The organism is Azospirillum sp. UFLA03-27, from assembly GCF_059803775.1.
In genome coordinates this window covers 1-19,713 of record NZ_JAUQTX010000117.1, presented here as the reverse complement: position 1 = coordinate 19,713, position 19,713 = coordinate 1, and the positions used below count along the sequence as shown (strand labels likewise).

The 19,713-nt window shown below is 69.7% G+C and carries 20 protein-coding genes and 1 riboswitch; of the genes, 7 read left to right on the top strand and 13 right to left on the bottom strand.

The features are described 5' to 3' along the window. The 9 genes from Q4I23_RS17955 to Q4I23_RS17915 all read right to left on the bottom strand — a co-directional run. A partial coding sequence (locus tag Q4I23_RS17955; protein ID WP_498527080.1) for an L-2-amino-thiazoline-4-carboxylic acid hydrolase occupies nucleotides 1-496 on the bottom strand: 496 nt, incomplete at its 3' end. An 11-nt stretch (nucleotides 497-507) separates the two neighbouring features. Beyond that, entirely contained in the window at nucleotides 508-1,233 is a 726-nt protein-coding gene (locus Q4I23_RS17950; protein WP_498527079.1) for an ABC transporter ATP-binding protein, read from the bottom strand. Next, entirely contained in the window at nucleotides 1,230-1,997 is a 768-nt protein-coding gene (locus Q4I23_RS17945) for an ABC transporter ATP-binding protein (RefSeq protein WP_094304648.1), read from the bottom strand. The genes Q4I23_RS17950 and Q4I23_RS17945 overlap by 4 nt, the downstream gene beginning before the upstream one ends. Continuing rightward, nucleotides 1,994-3,022 (bottom strand): branched-chain amino acid ABC transporter permease, encoded by a 1,029-nt coding sequence (locus Q4I23_RS17940; RefSeq protein ID WP_454016528.1) that lies wholly within the window; start codon nucleotides 3,020-3,022, stop codon nucleotides 1,994-1,996. The genes Q4I23_RS17945 and Q4I23_RS17940 overlap by 4 nt, the downstream gene beginning before the upstream one ends. Continuing rightward, complete coding sequence (locus tag Q4I23_RS17935) at nucleotides 3,009-3,923, bottom strand: branched-chain amino acid ABC transporter permease (RefSeq protein ID WP_040136279.1); 915 nt, start codon at nucleotides 3,921-3,923, stop codon at nucleotides 3,009-3,011. The genes Q4I23_RS17940 and Q4I23_RS17935 overlap by 14 nt, the downstream gene beginning before the upstream one ends. A 166-nt stretch (nucleotides 3,924-4,089) precedes the next feature. Continuing rightward, nucleotides 4,090-5,220: an ABC transporter substrate-binding protein gene (locus Q4I23_RS17930; RefSeq protein ID WP_498527078.1), complete on the bottom strand. Its 1,131-nt coding sequence runs from the start codon at nucleotides 5,218-5,220 to the stop codon at nucleotides 4,090-4,092. An 82-nt stretch (nucleotides 5,221-5,302) separates the two neighbouring features. Beyond that, nucleotides 5,303-5,815 (bottom strand): L-2-amino-thiazoline-4-carboxylic acid hydrolase, encoded by a 513-nt coding sequence (locus Q4I23_RS17925; protein ID WP_498527077.1) that lies wholly within the window; start codon nucleotides 5,813-5,815, stop codon nucleotides 5,303-5,305. Nucleotides 5,816-5,817: 2 nt separating this feature from the next. Continuing rightward, nucleotides 5,818-7,143, bottom strand: coding sequence for an NAD(P)/FAD-dependent oxidoreductase (locus Q4I23_RS17920; protein WP_498527076.1), 1,326 nt, complete (start codon nucleotides 7,141-7,143; stop codon nucleotides 5,818-5,820). A 309-nt stretch (nucleotides 7,144-7,452) separates the two neighbouring features. Continuing rightward, nucleotides 7,453-8,625: a M20 aminoacylase family protein gene (locus Q4I23_RS17915; RefSeq protein ID WP_498527075.1), complete on the bottom strand. Its 1,173-nt coding sequence runs from the start codon at nucleotides 8,623-8,625 to the stop codon at nucleotides 7,453-7,455. Between the two features lie 175 nt (nucleotides 8,626-8,800). On the opposite strand from Q4I23_RS17915, the gene Q4I23_RS17910 reads away from it, so the two are divergent. Beyond that, on the top strand, nucleotides 8,801-9,382 hold the full coding sequence (locus tag Q4I23_RS17910; RefSeq protein WP_498527074.1) for a TetR/AcrR family transcriptional regulator: 582 nt from the start codon (nucleotides 8,801-8,803) through the stop codon (nucleotides 9,380-9,382). Between the two features lie 3 nt (nucleotides 9,383-9,385). Beyond that, on the top strand, nucleotides 9,386-12,796 hold the full coding sequence (locus tag Q4I23_RS17905) for an acyl-[ACP]--phospholipid O-acyltransferase (RefSeq protein ID WP_498527073.1): 3,411 nt from the start codon (nucleotides 9,386-9,388) through the stop codon (nucleotides 12,794-12,796). A gap of 12 nt (nucleotides 12,797-12,808) precedes the next feature. Here the strand turns inward: Q4I23_RS17905 and Q4I23_RS17900 are convergent, their stop codons facing one another. Together Q4I23_RS17900 and Q4I23_RS17895 are read right to left on the bottom strand one after the other, a co-directional pair. After that, nucleotides 12,809-13,402, bottom strand: coding sequence for an O-methyltransferase (locus Q4I23_RS17900; RefSeq protein WP_498527072.1), 594 nt, complete (start codon nucleotides 13,400-13,402; stop codon nucleotides 12,809-12,811). Between the two features lie 127 nt (nucleotides 13,403-13,529). Continuing rightward, entirely contained in the window at nucleotides 13,530-14,351 is an 822-nt protein-coding gene (locus tag Q4I23_RS17895; protein ID WP_498527071.1) for a tellurite resistance TerB family protein, read from the bottom strand. A gap of 268 nt (nucleotides 14,352-14,619) precedes the next feature. Here Q4I23_RS17895 and Q4I23_RS17890 point away from each other — a divergent pair, with 268 nt between their 5' ends. Further along, nucleotides 14,620-14,817, top strand: a complete 198-nt coding sequence (locus Q4I23_RS17890; protein WP_498527070.1) for a hypothetical protein — start codon at nucleotides 14,620-14,622, stop codon at nucleotides 14,815-14,817. A gap of 37 nt (nucleotides 14,818-14,854) precedes the next feature. On the opposite strand, the gene Q4I23_RS17885 is transcribed toward Q4I23_RS17890, so the two are convergent. Further along, nucleotides 14,855-15,544 (bottom strand): alpha/beta fold hydrolase, encoded by a 690-nt coding sequence (locus Q4I23_RS17885; protein WP_498527069.1) that lies wholly within the window; start codon nucleotides 15,542-15,544, stop codon nucleotides 14,855-14,857. A gap of 279 nt (nucleotides 15,545-15,823) precedes the next feature. On the opposite strand from Q4I23_RS17885, the gene Q4I23_RS17880 reads away from it, so the two are divergent. Next, nucleotides 15,824-16,192 (top strand): hypothetical protein, encoded by a 369-nt coding sequence (locus Q4I23_RS17880; protein WP_498527068.1) that lies wholly within the window; start codon nucleotides 15,824-15,826, stop codon nucleotides 16,190-16,192. 76 nt (nucleotides 16,193-16,268) lie between these two features. After that, on the top strand, nucleotides 16,269-16,694 hold the full coding sequence (locus Q4I23_RS17875; protein WP_454016519.1) for a hypothetical protein: 426 nt from the start codon (nucleotides 16,269-16,271) through the stop codon (nucleotides 16,692-16,694). 26 nt (nucleotides 16,695-16,720) lie between these two features. On the opposite strand, the gene Q4I23_RS17870 is transcribed toward Q4I23_RS17875, so the two are convergent. Next, complete coding sequence (locus Q4I23_RS17870; protein ID WP_114856783.1) at nucleotides 16,721-17,284, bottom strand: manganese efflux pump MntP; 564 nt, start codon at nucleotides 17,282-17,284, stop codon at nucleotides 16,721-16,723. 83 nt (nucleotides 17,285-17,367) lie between these two features. Continuing rightward, nucleotides 17,368-17,489: riboswitch (yybP-ykoY riboswitch) on the bottom strand. A 218-nt stretch (nucleotides 17,490-17,707) separates the two neighbouring features. Between Q4I23_RS17870 and Q4I23_RS17865 the strand changes: the two genes are divergently transcribed. Together Q4I23_RS17865 and Q4I23_RS17860 are read left to right on the top strand one after the other, a co-directional pair. Next, nucleotides 17,708-19,396, top strand: a complete 1,689-nt coding sequence (locus Q4I23_RS17865) for a methyl-accepting chemotaxis protein (protein ID WP_498527067.1) — start codon at nucleotides 17,708-17,710, stop codon at nucleotides 19,394-19,396. Nucleotides 19,397-19,412: 16 nt separating this feature from the next. Further along, a complete protein-coding gene (locus Q4I23_RS17860; RefSeq protein ID WP_498527066.1) occupies nucleotides 19,413-19,712 on the top strand; it encodes a hypothetical protein in 300 nt (99 codons plus the stop codon). Nucleotide 19,713 lies beyond the last annotated feature (1 nt).

Below are 19,713 nucleotides of genomic sequence, written 5' to 3'. Positions count from 1 at the left end.
GCGTATAATCGTCGGCAGCGTCAGATGTGTATAAGAGACAGGCCTGCATGATGGTCTGCGTCCGCTCCATCTTGATCGACGGGTCGTAGCCTGTGCAGAAGGCGGCGTCGCGGTTGCAGGACAGCAGGTGGCCGATGGGACCCAGCCCCATCTCCCGGTACATCTCGGCGTAGCGGCAGCGGGTGACGTTGTAGTCGAACCGCGTCTCGTCCTGGTGCAGCACCTCCAGCCGCAGCGCGTCGTCCTTGGTCCACAACGGCTGCAGGTCGGCGAAGCTGGTCAGGCTGGTGCCGTTCGGCTCGGTCGCGGCGAAGGCGGCGGCGGATTCGACGGCGGCACGGGTGATGGCAGCGCCAAGGATCTCTTGCGCTACCGCCTCGCCCAGCCGGACGGCCATCTCCTCATAGACCGGCTTCAGGATCGCCGCCTCAATCCCGCGGCGCTCCAGCATGCCCATCGCGGGCTTGGCCGGGGGCGTGTCGGTCGATTCGGTCATCACTGTCTCCGTCAATGCGCGTGCCCGCCGAGATAGGCTTCGGCGATGCGGGGATCGTCACGCAGTTGGGCGGCCGGTCCGGCCAGCACGATGCGCCCGTCCTCCATCACCGCCGCGTGGTCGGCGACCCGCAGCGCGGCGCGGGCGTTCTGCTCGACCAGCAGGATCGACACGCCCTCCGTCCGGATGCGCTGCACCAGATCGAAGATCTGCGCGACCACCATCGGGGCCAGCCCCAGCGACGGCTCGTCGAGCAGAAGCAGGGCCGGGCGGCGCATCAGGGCGCGAGCGATGCACAGCATCTGCTGCTCGCCGCCCGACAGCGACCCGGCGTTCTGGCGCAGGCGCTCCCGCAGGACCGGGAACATGTCGAGCATCCGGTCCAGTTCGCCCAGCCCGATGTCGCCGCCGCCGAGCACCAGATTCTCCCGCACGCTCATGTTGGAGAAGATCTGGCGGCCCTCCGGCGCCTGCGACAGGCCGAGCTTGACGATGCGGTGGGCGGGCAGGTTGGCGATGGCCTCGCCGCGGAAGGCGATGCTGCCCCGGCTCGCCCGGTAGACGCCCGAGATCGCCCGCATCAGCGTCGTTTTGCCGACGCCGTTGGAGCCCAGCACGGCGACGATGGCGCCCTGCGCCACGGTCAGGTCGATGCCGTGCAGGATCTCCTGCGGCCCCATGGTGACGTGCAGGTTCTCGATCGTGAGAATTGGGCCGTTGGATTGCGGCTGGGTCATGCGTCCACCCCCAGATAGGCTTCCAGGACCGCCGGATCGCGGCGGATGGCGTCGGGCGGGCCGTCGGCGATCTTGCGGCCGGAGGCGAGCACGAGGATGCGCTGGCAGATGCTCATGACCAGGGTCATGTCGTGCTCCACCAGCATGATGGTCAGGCCGGTGCCGTGCAGCCGCTTGATGAAGTCGGCCAGCGCGCGGGTCTCGGTGTCGTTGAGGCCGGCGGCGGGCTCGTCGAGGATCAGGAAGCGCGGCTGCATCGCCAGGGCGCGGGCGATCTCCAGATACTTGCGCTGGCCGTAGGGCAGGTTGGCCGCCAGTTCGCCCGCCACATGGGTCAGGCCGACCGCCTCCAGCGCCTCCCAGGTGCGGCGGCTGATCTCGGCGGAGCGGGCGCCACCCCCGGCGAGGGAACCGAACAGGGCGCCCAGCGCCCCCTGCGGCAGCGCGCCCACCGCGCCCACCGACACGTTGTCGAAGACCGACATGTTCGGGAAGACGCGCAGGTTCTGGAAGGTGCGGCTGATGCCCAGCCGGGCCACCTGGTTGGTCTTCAGCCCGCTGATGGTCTTGCCGTCGAAGGCGACGGTGCCCGACGACAGCGGCGTGAAGCCGGAGATCAGGTTGAACAGCGTGGTCTTGCCGGCGCCGTTCGGGCCGATCAGCCCGACCAGCTCGCCCTCGTCCACATGGCCGGTCACGTCGTTGACCGCCAGCACGCCGCCGAAGCGGCGGCTGACGTTGCGGATGTCGAGAAGATGGGTCATCGCCAGCCGATCCCTTCGCCCTTCACGGTGTTGCGCCACGCCGCGCCCAGCTGGCGCCGCGCGAGCTGGAGCGCGGAGACCTCGCCCAGCAGGCCCTTCGGCAGCAGGAGGATCGACAGGAACATCACCAGACCGACCATGATGTTGCGGAAGTCGCCGAAGGCGCGCAGCCCCTCCGGCAGCAGGATCAGCAGAAGCGCGCCGATCACCGCTCCGGGCAGGCTGCCCAGGCCGCCCACCACCACCATCGCCAGGATCAGGATGGATTCGGAGAACTTGAAGTCGCCCGGCGAGATGTAGCCGGTCATGTGCGCCCACAGGCTGCCCGCCACACCGGCGAAGAAGGCCGACAGGGTGAAGGCCTCCATCTTCAGCCGCGCCGTGCTGACGCCCATGGCGTCGGCGCACTGGTCGTCCTCGCGGATCGAGCGCAGCGCGTTGCCGTAATAGGAGTGGCTGAGCCGCCCGATCGCCAGCACGCACAGCGCCACCACCGTCGCCACCGTGTAGTAGGTGGCGAGCCGGCCCGACAGGCTGAAGCCGAACAGCTCCAGCCCCTTGGTGATGATGATGCCGTTGGGCCCCTTGGTGAACTCCACCCAGTTCAGCATGACCAGATAGAGCATCTGCCCGATGGCCAGGGTCGCCACGGCGAAATAGATGCTGACCAGCCGCATGGTCGGCAGCGCCACCAGGAAGGCGATCAGCGCCGCCACCAGACCGGACAGCGGCAGCGTCACCGTGAAGCCCAGCCCGAACTTGGTGGACAGCAGGGCGGCGGTGTAGGCGCCGACCCCGTAGAAGGCGGCGTGCCCGAGATGCAGCAGCCCGGCCACCCCGGTGACCAGATGCATGGAGGCGGACAGCAGGATGAAGATCAGCGCCAGATTGGCGATCTGGTAGAAATAGCCGCGGTCGAAGCCGGCCAACATGGCCGGCAGCCCCACGAAGACCAGCAGGGCGAGGAGGAGCGGTATCAGCAACCCCCGCCCGCGCGGCGGCGCCGACAGGTCAGACACGTTCACGGCGCGCTCCGAACAATCCGTTTGGGAAGAAGATCAGGGTCAGGATCAGGAAGCCGTAGGCGACCATGTCCGACCAGCCCGACGACACGAAGGTCGTCGCCATGCTCTCCGAGATGCCCAGGATCAGGGCGCAGATCACCGCACCGGGGATCGAGGACAGCCCGCCCATCACCATGGCGACGAAGGCCTTGATGCCGGGCACGAAGCCCATGGCGGGGAAGATCGCCCCGTAATAGAGCCCCGTCAGGATGCCGGCCGCCGCCCCCATCATCGAGCCGACGACGAAGGTCATGATGATGGTGCGGTCGGTGTCGATGCCGACATACTTGGCGCCCAGCGGGTTGTTCGACACCGCCCGGATCGACAGGCCGATGCGGGTGCGGGTCAGCAGATACTGGAGACCGATGAGCATCGCCGCGGCGACGCCGAAGATGATGAAGTCGCCGGTCACCAGGATCACCGGCCCGATGCGCACCGGCGTGTTGATGAGATACTCGAACGGGACGGAGCGCATTTGCGACCCGAACACGATCTCCAGCGCCTCGCGCACCACGATGGACACGGCGAGCGAGGAGAGCAGGGTGGATTCGCGCATCGCCCGCGACTTCAGCGACGCCTCGTCGGTGAAGCGGCGGAAGGGTTTGAAGGCGATCCGTTCCAGCGAGAATCCGGCCATGGCGCCGATCGCCAGGGCGATGAAGATCACTGCGAAGATCGGCGGGGCCGTCGCGGAAATCAGCACCAGCCCGGCGAAGGCGCCCAGCGTGTAGACCTCGCCATGGGCGAAGTTGACGACGTTCAGCACGCCGAAGATCAGCGTGAAGCCGATCGCCATCAGCGCGTAGGTCATCCCCAGCGACAGCCCGATGGCGAGCTGCTGGAGGTAATATGGGTCGATCATGCGGGCCGTTCGCTGGAGATCGTTAAAGCGGGTTGGAAACCGCTTTGGACCGCGACGGCGGTCCCGGTCGCATGTGCGACCGGAGCCCACCGGCGAATGAGGTGATATGAGCCTAAAGCGAACGGAAGTTCGCTTTAGGCTATCGGGTCGGAGGGGCGCGCGCCGGTCAGTCGGCGACCGGCACGAAGGCGCCGCCCTTGACCTCGACCTTCACCAGCTCCTTCTCGGCCTCGCGGTCGGCGCTGAAGCTGGTCTTGCCGGTCACGCCCGGGAAGTCCTTGGTCTGGGACAGGGCGTCGCGCACCTTTTCGCGGGTCGGGTTCGGGTAGGCCTTCTCCACCGCGGCCAGCATGATGCGCACGGCGTCATAGGCCTGGGCCGGGAACTGGCCCGGAACCGCGCCGTTGGAGGCGGCCTTCCATTCCGTCACGAAATGCTGGATGTGCGGGGCCGGGTCGGTCGGCAGGAAGTTGGAGGTCAGGTGCACGCCCTCCGCCGCTTCGCCGGCCAGCTCGATCAGCTTCGGGCTGTAGGCGGCCGAGGTCGAGTAGACCGGGGTCTTGATGCCGAGCTGCTGCACCTGACGCAGGAACTGCGCGCCGTCCTCATAGAAGAAGCCGGTGTAGATGGCGTCCGGCTTCGCGCGCTCCAGCTTGCTGATCAGTGAACGGTAGTCCTTCAGGCCGCGGTTGAAGAACTCGGAGAAGACCACCGTGCCGCCGTTGGCCTTCACGCCGTCGGTGAAGCCGGAGACGACGGACTGGCCCCAGTCGGTCTGCTCGGCGATGACGGCGATGTTCTTGTAGCCCTTGGACAGCATCCACTTGGCGTTGTAGGGGCCTTCCTGCGCCTGGGTGGCGATGTTGCGGAACTGGTACTTGGAGATCTTGGTGTAGTCGGGGTGTGAGGCCGTCTGCGAGAGCTGCGGCATCCCGGCGTCCTTGTAGACCTGCGCCGAGGCCATCGACACGCCCGAGGTGAAGTCGCCCAGCACGCCGACGATCGCCTTGTCGTCCACGAACTTGCGGGCGATGTTGGTGCCCTCCTTGGCGTCGGAGCGGCTGTCCTCGAAGACGATCTCCGCCTTGAAGGGCTTGCCGGACGCGTTGAACTCGGTCAGCGCGATCTCGGCGGCCTTGCGGAAGTCCTGGCCGTACTGGGCGGTCTCGCCGGTCAGCGGCAGCTGGTAGCCGATCTTCACGGTGTCGGCGGCCAGGGCGGTGCCGGTGGTCAAAGCGGTGCCGGCCAGCGCGGCCGTCATCAGGGCGGCGAGGGAGGCGGTCTTCAGGGCGGTCATCGCGGGTGAACCTTTCTTGTGAAGGCCGGCTTCGAGGCCGGTGTTGGGCAGCGTCGTACGGTTGGGAGGCATACTCGACGGATCAGGCGGCCTTGGGGCCGGGCAGGACCTTCAGGCGGCAACAGCCTTCGTCGCCGGGCTTCCAGGTTTCGCCGCGGAAGACGAAGCCCGCCGCCTCGAACAGGCCTCCGTCGATGGCGCCGGCCATGTTGCAGAGCAGCTCCAGATCCTCGTCGGACTTGCCCTGGGCCTGCCACGCCTCCTTCAGGGGGCAGCGGTGGAAATGGATCTCCAGCGCGTCGCCGTCGCAGCGCTTGATCTCCGGCGCGAACATGGAATCGCGGTTCGGGATGCCGTCGAGGAAGGCGTGGCACAGGCCGGCGAGGTCGTCGGGACCGTGCGCCGCGTACTTCTCCCCCATCGCCTCGCCCAGGCGGCGGGTCGCCTCGCGCCCGATGTCCAGCGCCGTCTCGGTGCCATAGCGCTCGCGCAGCACGTCGAACATGTGGGCGTAGGACGCGGCCCGCATGGCGTAGGCGTTGCGGAGCTGCGTGGCGTGGTCCGGGGCGGCAGGCGGCTTGGTGTCTTCAGTCATCGTCAGATTTCCCGGATGTCGTTCCAGCGGTATTGCAGGAGTTTGAACGGCCCGATGCGTTGCAGCAGGTCGTTGAAGGGCAGGGGGCGCGGCTCGGTCAGCGGCAGCGCCAGCTCCGCCGGATCGCGGCCCAGCGCCGCGTAGGCCAGCTTCCGCCCCAGCGAGACGGACAGGGCGACGCCGCGCCCGTTGCAGCCCGCCCAAGTGAAGGCGTTGGGGCCGAGCTGGTGGACGCGCGGGGTGTAGTCGGTGGTCATGGCGATCCGCCCGTTCCACACATGGTCGAACCGCAGCCCGCGCAGCGTGGGGAACATGGAGGCCAGCCGCAGGCCGACGATTCGGCGCAGCCGGTCCGCCCCGTCGACGGGGACGAGCAGCGCGCCGCCGCTGACCAGCCGGTGGTCGGCGGTGTAGCGCATGAAGCGCAGGTCGCCGTGGGTGTCCGACATGGCCTGACGGCCGGGCAGGATGCTGCGCCGCTGCGCCTCGTCCAGCGGCTGGGTGGCCATCTGCCAGGACAGGACGGGGACGACCTCCGTCCGGACCTCCGGAAAGACAGCGGCGGCGTAGCCGTTGGTGCCCAGCACCAGGGCGTGAGCGGTCACCGTGCCGTCCGGCGTGCGGGCGACCCAGCGGTCGCCGCGCCGCTCCACCGACAGGACCGGCGAGTTGATGAAGACCGACGCGCCAGCCTCCACCGCCTTGCCGGCCAGCCCGCGGGCCAGGGCCAGCGGGTTGATGTGGCCGCCGCTGCGGTTCATCCAGCCGCCATAGTAGGCGTCGGTGCCCAGCAGGGCCGAGACGGCGGCGCGGTCGAGCAACTCCACCGGAGCGCCCCGGCTGCCCCACTGCTTCGCCCGCCGTTCGGCGATGGCGATGCGGCCCGGCGAATGAACCGGCTGCACCCAGCCGGTCTGCTCGGCCGCGCAGTCGATGCCCAGACGGCGAATCAGGGCGAAGAGGGTCTCGGCGCTGTCGCGGATCAGCGCGACGAAGCGCTCGCCCCGCTCCGGCCCGAAGCGGGCGACGAGATCCTCGGGGTCGGGACGGGTCAGGGTCGGGATGACCTGCCCGTTGTTGCGCCCGGACGCGCCGCGCCCGATCTCCGACGCCTCCAGGACGACGGCACGCTTGCCCGATTCGGCGGCGTGCAGGGCCGCCGACAGGCCAGTGAAGCCGCCGCCGATCACCAGCAGGTCGGCTTCCACCGCCTCTTTGAGCGCCGGAAGGGCCGGCGGCGGCGGGGCCGTGGCCTCCCACAGGGAGTCGGGCCGCTGCCAGATGCCGCCGGTTCCAGGAACACCGGTCTTGTTCTCTATCGCCTTCACCGTGCCTTGTCCCACGTCTGTCGGGTGAAATCGGCCCGATCATGGGACAAATTGCATACCCGGGCAATTACCATGGAGAGGACGCAGTAATTTTCCTGTTTCATACACAAACCATAGGGAGATAGGAATGGTTTGTACAAGCCTGCCGGAATGATGGCCCTTGGCTTTTGTAACCCTCTCCCCTCCGGGGAGAGGGTGGCCCGCAGGGCCGGTGAGGTGGGCGCGTGGCGAAGCGTTCGGCACAAGCGCAAACCCCCTTACCCTAACCCTCTCCCCGGAGGGGAGAGGGAATATGAGATGCAATAACCATCACGCCGCGCGGGGAAGCACCGTCTCGGCCAGCCGCACCCAATAGCTGAGGCCAATGGGCAGAACCGCGTCGTTGAAGTCGTAATGTGGGCTGTGCAGGTTGCGCCCGCCGTCCGACGGCCCGGCGCCGACCCAGACGTAGCAGCCCGGCCGCTGCTGCAGCATAAAGGCGAAATCCTCAGCCCCCATGCTGGGCATCGGGTTCAAGTCCAGCCCCGATTCGCCGACGACTCCGGCGGCGGCGCGGCGGGCCAGTTCGGTCGCCCCGGCCTCGTTCACCGTGGAGGGGTAGCGGCGCTCGTAGCGCAGCTCCGCCTCGACCCCAAAGCCGCTGGCGATGGCCTTGGCCAGTTCGCCCATGCGCCGCTCCACCATGTCCTGCACCTCCTTGCGGAAGGTGCGGGTCGTTCCACGAAGGACGGCGGTGGCGGGAAGGACATTCCACGTATCGCCGGCGTGGAACTGCGTGACGCTGACCACGGCGGAATCGACGGGATGCACGCTGCGGCTGGCGATGGTCTGCCAAGCGTTGACGATCTGGGTGCCGGCCAGGATCGTGTCGGTGCCCAGATGCGGCATGGCGGCGTGGGTGCCCTTGCCGGTCAGGGTCAGTTCGAAGATGTCGTAGGCGGCCATGATCGGGCCGGGGCGCAGCGCGATCTTGCCGACCTCCAGCCCCGGCCAGTTGTGCATGCCGTAGACCTGCTCGACGGGGAATTTCTCGAACAGCCCCTCCTCGACCATCACGCGCCCGCCGCCCTCGTTCTCCTCCGCGGGCTGGAAGACGAAGGCGATGGTGCCCTGGAAGTTCGGATGCGCCGACAGATGGCGCGCCGCCCCCAGCAGCATCGCCGTGTGCCCGTCATGCCCGCAGGCGTGCATGCGCCCCGGATTGCGCGAGGCGTGGGGCAGGTTGGTCCGCTCGTGGATGTGCAGGGCGTCCATGTCGGCGCGGAAGGCGACCGCCGGCCCCTCGCCGTTGCGCAGCAGGCCGACCACGCCGGTCTTGGCGAGGCCGCGGTGAACCTCCAGCCCGAAGGAGGCCAGCTTCTCCGCCACGAAATCGCTGGTCCGCTCCTCCTCGAAGGCCGTTTCCGGGTGGGCATGCAGGTCGCGCCGCCACGCGGTCATGTCGGCCGTCAGCGCCTCCGTCCCGTCGATCGTCCTCACCATGTCCCTGGTTCCCTGTGTTTCATGAGTGTGTGCGAATGATCTTGCCCAAAAAAGCACCCGTCGTGCAAAGCGTGTGACGATGCGGTGCCGTCACATCACCCTTGCAGGGCGGCTCGGTTCCATGCAGGATGTGAGTGAACGTTCACTCATAACGAACGCAACGAACGGGAACGCCATGTCCAAAGACGCCCGCATCGACGCACGCAACAAAGTCCGGGACGCCGCCATTGCGCTGTTCGCCCAGAAGGGGGTGAAGGCGACCACCATCAAGGACATCGCCCGCGCCGCCGGGGTGTCGGAGGGGGCGCTGTACCGCCATTGGGCGAGCAAGGAGGAGCTTGCCGCCGCCCTGTTCGCCGCCGAATACACCGCCCTGTCGCACAGCCTGCGCGCGGCGGCGGGGAGCGGTCCGGCGCCGCAGCGGCTGCGCCGGGTCATCGCCTGGGCCTTCGGGCTGGTCGAGGCGGCGCCGGACCGCGCGCGCTTCCTCCTGCTGTCGCAGCACGACGCGCTGCCGCTGGTTTCCGAGGGCTTGGAAACGCCGGTGGACGTGGTCTGCGCCATCGTCGACGACGGCATCGCGGAGGGAAGCATCGTCGATGCCGACCGCGAGGCCCTGGCCCACACCGTGATCGGCGCCATCGTCCTCAACATCCAGTCGCACGTTTACGGACGGCAGACGGCCCCGCTCGGCGCGCTGGCCGACACCGTCGCCGACGCGCTGCTGCGCGGCCTGTCCACCGGAAAGGAAACCTGAGCCATGGGCGAACTCGGCCTTCTCGCCACGCGGCGCTTCCTGCCGCTGTTCGTGACGCAGTTCCTCGGCGCCTTCGGCGACAATGTGCTGCGCGGCGCCATCGCGGTGCTGGCCGTCTACGGCATGGCCGGAACGGCAGGCGACGGCGCGCTGATCTCGACACTCGCCGCGGCGGCCTTCACGGTGCCCTTCCTGCTGTTCTCGGCGACCGCCGGGCAATTGGCCGACCGGTTCGACCGCACGCTGATCGCCCGCGCCGTGAAGGTGGCGGAGATCGGCCTGATGGCGATCGCCGCCTGGGGCATCCTGCGCGCCGACCTCGGCGTGCTGATCGTCGCGCTGGTCGGCATGGGCGCCCATTCCACCGTCTTCGGGCCGGTCAAGTACGGTCTGCTCCCCGACCTGCTGAAACCGGAGGAGCTGACCGCCGGCAACGGTCTGGTCGAGGCGGGCACCTTCGTGGCGATCCTGCTCGGCACCATCGCCGGCGGCTCGCTGGCGCTGGCCCATCCGCTGGCGCTTCCAGGGCTGCTCGGCGCGACGGCGCTGGGCGGGCTGGCGGCGTCGCTGCTGATCCCGCGGGCGGGCAACGCCGACCGGACGGTGCGCGTCGGGCTGAACCCGGTGTCGGTCACCCTGCGCGTTCTGCGCGCCACCGCGCAGGACCGCGTGTCGATGCTGGCGATCTACGGCATCTCCGTCTTCTGGGGCGTCGGCGCGGTCGTCATGGCGCAGTTCCCGGCCATCGCGCGGGAGACGCTGGGCACCGACAGCGAGGGGGCGACCCTGCTGCTGGCGGTCTTCGCGGTGGGCGTGGCGGTCGGCTCCGTCTACGCCGGGCTGGGGCACCGGGTGCCGTCGCGCGCCGACGCGCGCCGCGCCGCCCCGGCGGGCCTCGTCGCGGCGGTGGCCGGGGCGGCGCTGCCCTTCCTGACGCCCGACACCCCGTCGGCGGAGCCGCTGTCGGCCCTGGCGCTGTTGGCCCAGCCCTGGGCGATGCCGCTGCTGGCCGACCTGTTCCTGATCGCGGCGGCAGGCGGCGCCTTCGCCGTGCCGCTCTACGCGCTGATCCAGCATCGCGCGGCGGTCTCGGCCCGTGCCCGGGTGATCGCGGCGGCCAACGTGGTCAACGCGCTGTTCATGGTGGTCGGCTCGGGCATCGCGGCGGCCATGCTGGCGCTGGGAGTGACGCCGTTGACCGTCGCCGCCTGGGGCGGGGCGAGCATGCTGGCCGCCGTCGTTCTGGCGCTCGCCATCGACGCGGTGGGCATGGGGCGGGCGCTGGCCCGCGCCTTCTTCCGGCTGGCCTTCCGCGTCGAGCTGCGCGGGGCGGAGCATCTGGAGCGGCTGGAGGGCGCGGCGGTGGTCACGCCGAACCACCAGTCCTTCCTCGACGGCGCGCTGCTCGCCGCCTTCCTGCCGGGGATGCGCTTCGCGGTGGACAGCGTCATCGCCCAGCGGGCCTGGGCCAAGCCCTTCCTGGCGCTGGCCGACCATGTGACCATCGACCCGACCAAGCCGATGGGCACGCGCCTGCTCGCCCGCACCTTGGCCGAGGGCCACACGATCTGCATCTTCCCGGAGGGGCGGATCACCGTCACCGGCTCACTGATGAAGATCAACGGCGGCCCCGGCATGCTGGCCGACAAGGCGGGCTGCCCCATCGTTCCGGTCTGCATCGAGGGGGCGCAGCGCTCCTTCCTGTCGCGGATGCACGGGCGGCTGCGGCTGGGGCTGTTCCCGCGCATCACCATCACGGTCATGCCGCCGGTCGCCACCCCGGACGTCACCGGGCTGGCCGGCAAGAAGCGGCGGGCGGCGCTGAAGTCCTGGCTGTCGCGCGTGATGACGGAAACCGTCTTCGCCGCCGGGCAGCGGCCCGACACGCTGGCGCTCGCCCTGCTGGAGGCCGGGCGGAAGACCGGTTGGAGCAAGGCGGCGGTGCAGGACGGCGACTTCACGACGCTGTCCTACCGCGCCCTGACCGCGCGTTCCCTGGTGCTCGGCCGCATCCTGGCCCGCGGCGCCGAACCGGGCGAAGCGGTGGGCGTGCTGCTGCCGACCGCCTCGCCGACCGCGGCGGTGTTCTTCGGGCTGGCGGCCTATGGGCGGCCGGCGGCGATGCTGAACTTCACCGCCGGGGCGGAGGCCGTCAAGGCGGCCTGCCGCGCCGCCGGGCTGCGCCGGATCGTCACGTCGGCCCGCTTCGTGGAGATGGGACGGCTCGGCCCGCTGGTCGAGGCGCTGGCCGCCGAGCACAGCATCGTCTATCTGGAGGACGTGAAGCGCGGGCTGGGCATCAGCGACAAGCTGCGGGCGCTGGCCGCGTCGGTGGCGCCGGAGCGCTTCCTGCCGGAGCAAGGGCAGCCGGACGACGTGGCGGCGATCCTCTTCACCTCGGGGTCGGAGGGACCGCCCAAGGGCGTGGCGCTGACCCACGACAACCTGCTCGCCAACATGGCGCAGGTGGCCTCCGTCGTCGACTTCACGCGGCAGGACGTGGTGTTCAACTGCCTGCCGGTTTTCCATTCCTTCGGGCTGCTCGGCGGGATGCTGCTGCCGATCCTGAACGGGGTGAAGACGGTGCTCTACCCCAACCCGCGCCACGTCCGGCTGATCCCGGAACTGGTTTACCAGACCAACGCCACGGTGCTGTTCGGCACGGACTTCTTCCTGAACGCCTGGGCGCGGGCGGCGGACCCCTACGATTTCCGCTCGCTGCGGCTGGTCTTCGCCGGGGCGGAGCGGTTGCAGGAGGAGACGCGCCGCACCTACACGGAGCGACTGCGCGTCCATCTGCTGGAGGGCTACGGCACCACCGAAACCTCCCCGGTGATCGCGGTCAACACGCCGGCCCGCTTCCGCCCCGGCACGGTCGGGCAGGCCCTGCCCGGCATCGAGACGGAGCTGCTGCCGGTCCCCGGCGTGCCGGTGGGCGGGCGGTTGCGGGTGCGCGGGCCGAACGTGATGAAGGGCTACATGCGCGCCGACAACCCCGGCGTGGTGGAGCCGCCGGAGGACGGCTGGCACGACACGGGAGACATCGTGGACATCGACGCCGACGGCTTCATCCGCATCGTCGGGCGCGTCAAGCGCTTCGCCAAGGTGGCCGGGGAGATGGTCCCGCTGGGGCTGGTCGAGGAACTGGCGCTCCAGGCCGCGCCGGACGCGGCCCACGCCGCTATCGCCCTGCCGGACGCCCGGCGCGGCGAGCGGATCGTCCTGGTCACCGCCGGCACCGGTTTGACCCGCGACGCGCTGGCGTCGGCGGCCAAGGCCAAGGGCGCACCGGAGATCGCCATCCCCCGCGACGTGCTGCGGGTGGGGACGATCCCCCTGCTCGGCACCGGCAAGACCGATTACCCCGCCGTCAGCCGGCTGGCCGCGGAGATGCTGGCGAGCGAGACGGCCTGAGGACCTGTGTGGTCAGGGGCGGCAGGCGACGTGCAGCCCCTTGCCCACCGGGAAGATGGTGGAGCCGAAGCCGGGCAGGGCGTCCACCGCGGCGATGTAGCCGGCGATCTCCTGCGGATGGGACAGGGCGTTGTCGGCCAGCAGCAGGCAATCCGGCTCCAGCTTCCGCAGCAGAAGGCGAAGCTGCTCCGGGGCGCTCCAGCGGTCGGCGTCGAAGAACACGCAGTCGAAGGGGCCGTCCAGCCCGGCCACCGTCTCCGTCGCGTCGCCGACCAGCAGGGTGACGCGGCTGGCCAGCCCGGCGCGCTCCAGGTTGGTGGCGGCCTGGGCGCTCTTGCCCGGATCGCGCTCGATGCTGGTCAGCGGGTCCGTGGCGCCGACGGCCTGCAACGCCGCGGCGAGCCACAGGGTGCTGACGCCATTGGAGGTGCCGATCTCCAGCACCCGGCGGCGGCCGCCGCTGCGCACCAGGATGTGGAGAAGTTCCGCCGTCTCGCGCTCCAGGTTCAGCATCTTGCGGGCGCGGTCGCCCTCGCGCGCGTCGTTGTCGCGCCCATAGCTCTCGAGATCGCGGAGCACGCGGTCGACGGCGTCATTCAGCAGCATGGTGTTGGCCCCGGTGGCGGAGAGTGGGCTAAGACCCTGCGCCGAGTGTGGCCGTGAGGTCAAGAGAGTGCTCAATGGAAAGCCCCCTCCCACAAGGTGTCGGGAGGGGGCTTTGCCGTTGGAACCGTCACGCCGCTTGGTTGAGCTGCTCCGCCCGTTGCGGGGCGATCTTCAGGCGGGTGGCGAGGTAGCTGAGATAGGCGCGTTCCGCCTCATGTTCGCGGTCCACCGCCATCAGCGAGGCCAGATAGACCTGCTCCGCCATGTCCGGATCGGTGACGGAGCGGACCAGCGAGTCGAGCGACTGCGGCTGGGACAGTTCCTGCTCCACGATCCGCCGTTCCTCCGGGCCGCCGCCGGCCTCGTCCAGGGCGGAGAGGACGCGCTGGCGCTCGGCCGCGGAAATCTCGCCGTCAGCGTTGGCAGCGGCGATCATGGCGCGGATCAGCAGCAGGGCGTGCTGGTCCTCCATGGCGAGTTCGGGAAAGGCGCCCTTGCCGGCCCCCGACGGGGCGGCGTCGGGAGGGGGAGCGGTGCGCTGCTGGAAGACCTGGGACAGCCGTTCGCCCAGCGATCCACCGCCGGAAGCGCCGGCCCCGCCGAGGATGCCGCCGAGGATGCCCCCCGGCGTGTTGCCCGAACCGGACGGCGGCGCCCCCCATGGGCTGGTCCCCGGCTGCCCGGAGCGGGCCGGCGTCTGTCCGGAGGAAGGCTGCCCGGAAGGCGGCATATTCTGCTGCCGCTCCTGATAGGCGCGGTAGGCGAGGTAGGCCAGCGCGCCCAGCCCGGCCATGGGGCCAACGCCCATGCCGCTGCGAGCGTGCATCGCCGATCCTGAGCCCATCCCCGACCGGGTCAGGATCGACCCCAGATCCTGAGGGCTCCTGCGGCTGTGCCCTCCCATGCCGGTCGCCAGAAGAGTGCCGAGGATGTTCTGAAGATTCGCCATGACGCGCCTCTCTCCTAATCGGTGTCCGTGTCGATGCAGCTTTGCGCTTCATCAACAGACGAAAGGGATTGGCGTCACGGCACAGCTAAGGGTGCCAATGATGGGCCTGACCAGCCGATCCCTCTTCTATGACGGCTTCTATGCCAGAGGTGGGGTGGCTTTCGAACAGGCTGTGCAGGACACTGACTTCCGCTATCGTGGCGCGCATCAGAGCGCAGCAAGCGCCGACGCCCGCCGGTCGGCGGGTGGCATTTTGGAGGAGACGCCCATGACCTTCGACCGGCACGCGGAACCGCCTCCGCGGGACCTATCGCCGACGCCATCCGCTCCGCCGCTGCCGGCCCCGGCCTGCGGGTCGCTGTGGAACGACTATCTCCACCGCCTGCTGGGCACCGCGCACGGCTGCCTCGCCGCGAACGACGACGAATCCGATCCGGAGCCCGCCTGCTGCTGCGCCGTCGGATGATGCCGTGATACCGTGACCGGGAGCGGTCGGGTGCCCGTCAGCGGGCTCCCGCCGCCTCGATGATCACCGCCGCCACAGCGTCGGGCCGGGAGGCGTGCGGGATGTGGCTGGCCCCGACCTCCACCGTCCGCGCGCCGATGCGTTCGGCGGTCGCCCGCAGGAAGGCCGGGGGAAGCATCCGGTCCTCGCTGGCGACAATGTACCAGGACGGCTTGTGCTCCCACGCCGCGGCGGTCACCCGCGTGCGGAAACAGCCGGCATGGACCGGCCCCTGGGTCGCAGCCAGCAGCGCCGCTTCCGCCGCCGGCACATCCTGCGCGAAGTTCGCCGCGAGGCTCTCCGCTGACAAATGCAGATAGCCCGCGCGGTCCATCGACACGCTGGACAGGCCGGGCGAGGGCGGGAAAGGCTTCAGCGTGTCGTTCGGCGACTGGCCGATCCCCGGCGCGAAGGCCGCCACATAGACCAGCGCCTTCACCTTGTCCTGATTCCCGATCTGGGTGATCACCGCCCCGCCCCAGGAATGGCCGACCAGCACCACCGGCCCCTTGGCGCGGTCGATGGCGCGCTGGACGTGGGCGACATCCTCGTCCAGCGAGGTCAGCGGATTCTGCACGGCGATCGCCTCCAGCCCCTGGGCCTGGAGCAGGGGGATCACGTGGCTCCAGGCGGAGCCGTCCGCGAAGGCGCCGTGGACGAGGATGACGGAGGTGGCGACCGGGTCCATGGACCGATTCCCGTGACAGTGACCGACCCTATCCTCTGAGCACGCCCGCGCCCGCCTGTCCAGCGTGGAGCCTCCGCTTTTCCTCCCTGCGGAAAAGCCGCCCGGACTCTGGGGGCAAACGGTGTCTTGCTGCGGAGCGGGATGAAAATTTCGCAAAATCGTCCTTGAGGCTAAGATTGTTCTGGGATACGGTATACCAACAGTGAGGCGGAGCGATTGTCCGCCCCTTCCGCCAAGCCAATCCGTCCGTATCGCCAGCCCGAGCCCTTGAGGTGAGCCATGGTCAAGACCCTTTCCGCCGTCCGTCCCGGAAGCCGCCCGAACGCCGTCCGCGGTGTCGACGATGTCGCTCCCGCCGGCGTCGTGGTCGCCCTGCGCCCCGATCATCGGCCGTCCGATCATCGCCTTTCTGATCATCGGCAGCGGGCCGCGGTGCTGGCGGCGACCACCGGCGGGCGCGGCCCGCGCATGGACATGCTGACGATCACCCACAGCCGGGGGCCGGCGGAGGATCGCGGGGCGGAACTCATCCACATCGACGGCCCCTATGCGGACGTTTTGGCCTACATCGCCGACTCGCCGGAGTGCGTGGTCTGCTTCGACACGCTGCACGGCGGCATGGCCCGCGCGCAATTGTCCGTGCCCTGACATTGTCCGTGCGCTGAGTGAGCGCCGGGTCCTGCTGGAGAGCGAACCGATGAACGCTTGCATGATGATTGATTGTATGACGACGCCCTTTTCCGGGCAGGAACTGGCCTCCGCGATCATCGCGGCGGCGCTGTCGCTCCCATCGGCCAATGGCCGGCTCCATCTGCCCAACGGTGCCGTGCTGTGCGACCCGGCAGCGCTGGAGCGGGAATTCGCGCTGGCCGCGCAGGGGCTGTCCCACTGGCTGGCGCAGAACGAGCCGCACATCGCCGAGGCCGCACGGGCCAGCCGGTTGAAGATCGGGGCCGGGGTCATCCGCGCCGCCGTGGCGACCCTGGAGCACGCCGGGCGGCGTTGCGGCGAATTGAGCGACCGCGGGCAGCGGGCGCTGTCCATCGACTTCAGCGCGGTCTGCGACCGGGTTCAGGAGCGTCCGGGCCTGCTCGCCCAGACGGTGGCCGCCGTCGCCGCCGGCCACACCATCCACGCGGTCGCCGCCTGAGGACGGCGACCGCTGACGGTTGGGCGTTACAGCAGGGTGTGCTCGACCAGGATCTTGGTGCCGATGGCGAGCAGGCCGAGGCCGCCGATCAGCTCCGCCCGGCGCCCCAGCAGCGGGCCGGCGGCCCGGCCCAGCAGGACGCCGCCGAAGCCCATCAGGAAGGTGACGACGCCGATCAGGCTGGCGGTCACCGCGATGTTCACGTCCGCCATGGCGAGGCCGACCCCCACCGCGCTGGCGTCGATGCTGGTTGCCACCGCCACGGTCAGCAGGGCCAGCCAGCCCGAGCGGGCGGCGGCAGCCTCGTCGTCCTCTTCCCCGGCGAGCGCGTTCCGGATCATCGAGCCGCCGATCAGCAGCAGCAGGCCGAAGGCGATCCAGTGATCCACCGCCTGGACGAAGCCGGCGAAGGCCGAACCCACCGCCCAGCCGATGGAGGCCATCGACAGCTGGCAGAGGCCAAAGGCGAAACCGACCCGCAACGCCTCGGACAGGCCGGGACGCTTCTGAACGGCACCACGGCCCAGCGCCGCGGCGAAGCTGTCCATGGAAAGGCTGACGGCGAGGACGAGGGAGGTCACACCGAGCATGGCAACGAACTCCGGCCAAACGGACACGACAGCACGGCTACCCCCGGTTGGCCTTCGGGAGCGTCCGCACCATCGGTCTTGCCGAACCGGCCGGACTCTGTCCGGCTGCCGCGTGCACCACGGGACCGCCTGAGGCAGGATGATCCCGAGTCTGTTGGCGCACGCCCCTCTCGCTAGAGGGTGGCTACTCCCCAATGACGGGGCGGACCCTAACGCCGGAGAGTCTGGGTGTCAATCTATATGAACAGCTGTTCATATATATTTGAATCGCTCTAAAAAGGATGCGCCGCGCTCCGCCGCGGGTGAGGCATGGTGCAGCGCAGAACGATTTGTTAAGAGCCTCTGACGCTTTTATTCCGCTGCGGTTCGTTGGGGTACGAAACGCTCGGATTCAATGGGCATCATTGGGCGCGGGGGTTCGCCATGGGGTTGCTGACGGGGGTCGGCTCGCTGTCGCTTTCGGGCAAGACGGTGTCGCTGTGTGTCGGTGGGCTGGTCGTGTTGACGAGCGCCACCTTCGCTGTCAACGAAACGTTGCTGAGCCGCTACGCGGAGCGCATGGCGGTCGAGCGGCAGGAAACGAACATGCGCGTCGCCTGGGACGTGCTGAACCAGTACGGGCGTGACATCAGCGTTCGCGACGGCACGCTGTATGCCGGCGACCGGGCTCTGAACGGTTTCTTCGAGCCGGTGGACCGGGTGAAGACGCTGGTCGGCGGCACCGCCACGCTGTTCATGGGCGACACGCGGGTCACCACCAACGTCCAGAAGCCGGACGGCGGGCGCGCCGTCGGCACCAAGCTGGCCAAGGGACCGGTCTATGATTCGGTGCTGGTCCGGGGCGAGCCATACCGCGGGCAGGCCGACATCCTGGGCGTTCCCTTCTACACCGCCTACGACCCGATCAAGGACCGCTCGGGCAAGGTGGTCGGCGTGCTCTATGTCGGCGTGCCGAGGGCGGAATTCTTCGCCCCGATCCGCGACACCCAGACGATGATCGGCGGGCTGGGCGCCGTGGTGACGCTGCTGGTGGCCGGCGGCAGTCTGCTGCTGTCGCGGCGCATCTTCCGACCACTGTCCGCCATGCGCGGCGCCATGGAGCGGCTGGCGACGGGGAAACTGTCGGTTGAGATCCCGGCGCTCGGCCGCAAGGACGAGATCGGCGGCATGGCCAGGGCGCTGAGCGTCTTCAAGGAGAACGCACAGCGCGTCGCCCGGCTCGACGCCGCCCAGGCGGAGGAGCGCGCCCGCGCCGAGCGGGACCGCCGCGACGCGCTGGAGTCGGTCGCCCGCAACTTCGAAGGGACGATGCTGAGCGTCGTCGAGACGCTGAGCGCCACCACGGCCCAGCTTGAATCCAACGCCCAGCGCCTGCATGGCATCGCCGAGAGCAGCAGCGGGCGGGCCGCCGCGGTCAGCGGTGCGGCGGGCGAGGCCAGTGACGACGTGCGGACCGTGGCCGGCGCCACCGAGGAGCTGACGGCTTCCATCGTCGAGGTGTCCCGTCAGATTGACGAGTCCTCCCGCATGGTCCGCAATGCGGTGGAGGAGGTGGAGCGCACCAACCACACGGTCGAAGGGCTCGCCGCCGCCGCCGGCAAGATCGGGGAGGTGGTGACGCTGATCCAGAGCATCGCCGCGCAGACCAACCTGCTGGCGCTCAACGCCACCATCGAGGCGGCGCGGGCGGGGGAGGCCGGCAAGGGCTTTGCTGTCGTCGCCAACGAGGTGAAGGGGCTCGCCAACCAGACCGCCAAGGCGACCGACGAGATCGCCCAGCAGGTCGCGGAGATCCAGGCGGTGACCGGCAGTGCGGTGACGGCCATCGGCGGCATCGGGCGCACGGTGGTCGCTGTCAACGATCTGGTCGGCCGCATCGCCGGGTCCGCCGACCGCCAGAACGCCACCACCGGTGAGATCGCCCGCAGCGTCCAGCGCGCCGCCGACCGCACGTCGGAGGTGACCCACAGCGTCCGCGACGTGTCGGCCTCCGCCCGTGAGACCGGCACCATGGCGTCGGAGGTGCGCTCCGCCGCCGCCGACCTCGGCCGGCAGGCGCTGGCCCTGCGCGAGCAGGCCGGCGCGTTCCTGCGGCAGATCCGTTCGGCCTGAAGGGAGGGTCCCGCCCGTGTTCCGCAACCCGCGTTCGCTGCTGTTCGTCTTCTTCTTCGCGTCCCTGGCGGCGTTGCTGGTCTTCAGCGGCGACCCGCCGGACGGTGGGCGGACCGACGCGAACCGGGATTTCCTGGCGGCCTGCGAGGCCAGCCCCTTCGCGGCTCAGAACACCGGCTCCACCGAGGCGGCGGTGCGGGTGTGCTCCTGCATCCTGTCCTGGCACCGCAAGGAGGGCGGGGGTACCGGCCGGCCGCTTCCCGCCGCGCTCTATGGCCTGTCTCTTATACACATCTCCGAGCCCACGAGACTATAAC